The sequence below is a fragment of the Helicobacter pylori genome (assembly GCF_002832345.1).
GTDB classification, from domain to species: Bacteria; Campylobacterota; Campylobacteria; order Campylobacterales; family Helicobacteraceae; genus Helicobacter; species Helicobacter pylori_CP.
On record NZ_PHLZ01000043.1, the window covers coordinates 1 to 3674 of the forward strand.

Annotated in this window: 1 protein-coding gene; it reads left to right on the forward strand. The window is 37.1% G+C overall.

Features of this window, described 5'->3' with window-relative positions; all coding sequences use genetic code 11:
• A partial coding sequence (locus CXY28_RS08435; RefSeq protein ID WP_198542644.1) for an SNF2-related protein occupies positions 1-3674 on the forward strand: 3674 nt, incomplete at both ends.

The following is a 3674-nucleotide window of genomic DNA, read 5'->3' on the forward strand; positions in this document are numbered from 1 at the left end:
TAGCGGATGGGGTGGGTTAGAAAGTTGCTTTAAAAAGGATCAACACCCTGAAGAATTTAAAGAATTAAAAGCCTTACTCACCAAAGATGAATTCAGAAGAGCTTATTTGAGCGCAAGAGACGCTTACTACACCCCTAAATTAGTTATTGATAGCATTTATCAAGGTTTAGATCAATTAGGGTTTAATAACGACAGCCATCAAAAAGAAATCTTTGAACCCAGTTTAGGCACAGGCAAATTCATCGCTCATGCGCCAAGCGATAAGAATTACCGCTTTAGTGGCACAGAATTAGATCCTATTAGCGCTAGTATTTCTAAATTCCTTTACCCTAATCAAGTCATCCAAAACACCGCTTTAGAAAACCACCAATTCTATCAAGAATACGATGCGTTTGTGGGCAATCCTCCTTATGGCAATCATAAAATCTATAGCTTTTATGACAAAGAATTGAGTAACGAGAGCGTTCATAATTACTTTTTAGGGAAAGCTATCAAAGAATTGAAAGATGATGGCATAGGAGCGTTTGTGGTGAGTTCTTGGTTTATGGATGCTAAAAACCCTAAAATGAGAGAACACATCGCAAAAAACGCCACTTTTTTAGGAGCGATAAGATTGCCTAATAGCGTGTTTAAAGGCACAGGAGCAGAAGTAACTAGCGACATTGTGTTTTTTAAAAAAGGCGTTGATGAAGCTATCAATCAAAGCTTCACTAAAGCCACGCCTTACTATGACAAGATCATTAATAACTTGGATGATGACACCGTTTTTGCCTTGCAAAACAACCGCTTTGATAGTTTTATCCCTAGCGATCAACTTAAGATTGTCAATGCGATTGCAAGCCATTTTGGTTTCAAACAAGAAAAATTGCAACGCTGGTATGAAAAAATAGACACCGCTAACTTTGGCTATAAAGAACAAGACTATAAGATCATCAAAGACTTCATGGATAAAGTTGGCGAGAACAATATCAATCTCAACGAACAAACCCTAAATGAATACTTTATCAACCACCCTGAAAACATTCTAGGGCATTTGAGTTTGGAAAAAACCCGCTATAGCTTTGAAACAAATGGCGAACAAATTTACAAATACGAGTTGCAAGCTTTAGAGGATAAAAGCTTAGATTTATCCCAAGCGCTCAGTCAAGCGATAGAAAAATTGCCTAAAGATGTCTATCAATACCATAAGACTACCCTTAAAACAGACGCTCTCATCATTGATGCCAATAACGAACGCTATGAAGAAGTTCAAAAGCTTATCAAAAATTTAGAAAGGGGAGAATTAGTCAAGTGGGATAATCTTTATTGCCAGCTAGAGCAAAATAATGAAATGGGCATCTTTTTAAAACCCACTAAAATCAACTCTAAAGTCCAATATTCACGACTAAAAGCCTATTTTAAAATTAAAGACGCTTTGAATGATTTAACGAGCGCGGAATTAAACCCCTTAAGCTCTGATTTAGAGCTAGAAAGTAAAAGAGTTAGACTCAATCTTGTTTATGATGGATTTGTCAAGAAATTTGGTTACCTCAATGAAAACAAAAACCGCAAGGACATCAAACAAGATTTGTATGGCGCTAAAGTCTTAGGATTAGAAAAAGACTTTGAAAAAGAAATCACCCCTAGAAGCGCTAAAATGCAAAACATAGAGCCAAGGCAAGCTCAAGCCAAAAAAGCTCAAATCTTTTTTGAAAGGACTTTAAACCCTAAAAAAGAACTTATCATCACTAACGCTAAAGAGGCATTAATTGCAAGTGTCAATCAAAAAGGGGGTTTGGACTTGCATTTCATTAGGGATCATTTTAAAGCCCAAAGCTTAGAAACCACGATTAAAGAACTTTTAGAGCAAAAACTTATCTATAAAGACCACAAGGATAATGGCGACTATATTTTAGCGAACGATTATTTGAGCGCCAATGTGAAAAGAAAACTCAAAGAAGTTAAAGAAGCCATCAATCAAGGCGTGGAGGGATTAGAGGTTAATGTGAAAGATTTAGAGCTGATTATCCCTAAAGATTTGAAAGCCACTGAAATCATGGCTAATGTCAACAGCCCTTGGATACCCACTCAGTATTTAGAAGAGTTTTTAATAGAATTGAGCGCTAACCATTATGAAAAGCAATACGGCGATAAAATGACGGATTACCAACTAGGCAATCTCAAAGAATATATCAAAGTAGAACACCTAAGCGGTGCTTATGAAGTTTTTATTAGAAACAATGAATTAAACGAGCTTTATGGTATTAGGCATAAAGACAAAGCGCATTCTTATAAAGTGCCTTTTGAAAGCCTTTTAAATAAAGTCTTAAACAACAAGGATTTGAGCGTTAAATACGCCCAAGTTGATCCTAATGATCCTAAAAAAGAAATCTTTATCACTGATGAAGAGCAAAGCAATCTCGCCAGACAAAAAGCAGAAGAATTGAAAGAAGCTTTTAAAGACTGGGTTTATAAGGATTATACAAGAAGAACCCATTTAGAGCAAATCTATAATGACACTTTCAACAACTCTGTTTTAAAAACCTATGATGGCTCGCAATTAGAGCTAGAGGGCTTTAACCAGTATATCAGCTTGCGCCCCCACCAAAAGAACGCTATTTTTAGAACCATCCAAGACAGGGCGGTGTGTTTAGACCATCAGGTTGGAGCAGGCAAGACTTTGTGCGCTATAGCCAGTTGCATGGAACAAAAACGCATGGGGTTAGTGAATAAAACGCTCATTGCCGTGCCTAACCATTTAACCAAGCAATGGGGCGATGAATTTTATAAGGCTTACCCTAACGCTAATGTGTTAGTCGTTGATAGCAAGGACATCACTGAAAAAGAAAGAGAGCTTTTATTCAATCAAATCGCTAACAACAATTATGACGCTGTGGTTATCGCGCACACCCATTTGGAATTATTGTCTAACCCTAGAGGAATCATAGAAGAATTGAAAGAAGAAGAGCTAGTGAATGCCGAAAAAAACTTTGAAAGGCAAGAATTAGCTTATAAAAATAACCCCAGAGAAACTAAAAAACCCAATGAAAGAGCCTTTAAAAACAAGTTGGATAAAATCCGCGCTAAATACGATGCGATTTTAGAAAAACAAGGCTCTCATATTGATATCAGTCAAATGGGGATTGACAATTTGATTGTGGATGAAGCCCACTTGTTCAAAAATCTAGACTTTGAAACTTCTATGGAAAAAATTGCAGGGCTTGGTAACCAACAAGGCTCTAATCGCGCTAGAGATTTGTTTATTAAAACGCGCTACTTGCATCAAAACGATAAGAAAATCATGTTTTTAACCGGCACGCCTATAGCTAATTCCTTGAGTGAAATGTATCACTTGCAACGCTATCTGACCCCTGATGTGTTGAAAGAAAGAGGGTTAGAATTCTTTGATGATTGGGCTAAGACTTATGGGGAAGTGGTGAATGATTTTGAATTAGACACTTCCGCTCAAAGTTATAAAATGGTTAATCGCTTTTCTAAATTTAGCGATGTGCAAGGCTTAAGCACCATGTATAGAGCTTTTGCGGATATTGTCTCCAATGATGACATTTTAAAGCACAACCCCCACTTTGTGCCTAAAGTGTATGGGGATAAGCCTATCAATGTGGTGGCGAAAAGAAGCGAAGAAGTGGCTCAATTCATTGGCGTGGCTGATGAAAATGGCAAATATAATGAAG